The sequence below is a fragment of the Acinetobacter sichuanensis genome, assembly GCF_003024515.2.
GTDB classification, from domain to species: domain Bacteria; phylum Pseudomonadota; class Gammaproteobacteria; order Pseudomonadales; family Moraxellaceae; genus Acinetobacter; species Acinetobacter sichuanensis.
Map to the genome: position 1 here is coordinate 1 of NZ_PYIX02000194.1, position 726 is coordinate 726.

At 37.6% G+C, this 726-nt stretch carries 1 protein-coding gene; it reads right to left on the bottom strand.

What is annotated here, in order from left to right:
• Window positions 1-726: IS30-like element ISAba125 family transposase (locus tag C9E89_RS22975; protein ID WP_107010344.1), on the bottom strand; the 726-nt coding region annotated here is incomplete at both ends.

Consider the following 726-nt stretch of genomic DNA (forward strand, 5'->3'; position numbering starts at 1 on the left):
CCAGGGTGAATGTGGGTCACAGAAATATACATCTATGCCTAAATCTTCTTCGAGTATTTTATGTTCTGACATCTCACGTCCACGGTCATAGGTCAACGTTTTACGCAGTTCTGCAGGTAAATATTTCAGAGCTTCAGTTAAAGCCTTGCGCACTGATTCTGCCTTTGCATCAGGTAATGTTGCCAAGATACAGAGCCGTGTATTTCGTTCAATAAGTGTTGCTATCGAACTTTTATTGTCTTTACCTTTAATTAAATCAGCTTCCCAATGACCCGGTATTTTTCTTTCTTGAACTTCGGCTGGGCGCTCATGAATAGTTTTAATATCCTGTAATATAGAATCTTTTTTAGGTTCACCGTTAGCTTTTCGCTTTTTATTTTCATGACGTAGACAGGATAATAAGTCTTTTTTCAACTCACCCTTGGGTAATGCTCGTATCGTTGAATAAATCGTTGTATGGCTTACATTCATTGTTTGATCCAAATCAGGAAATGTCTTTAAACGCTTTGCTATTTGCTGAGGAGACCATAAACAACGGATCGCTTCAACAATAAATTTCCAGAGGATTGAATCGATTTTGAGTTTTCTGTGACCACGTCTACGTCTAGCAAAAGTGTTATCAGAAGCATATTGAGCTTGATAAACGTCATTGATGCTATTTCTTTTAAGCTCACGATAGATCGTACTAGGATGTCTTTTAATAAGTTCAGCAAATTTTCTGGCTGA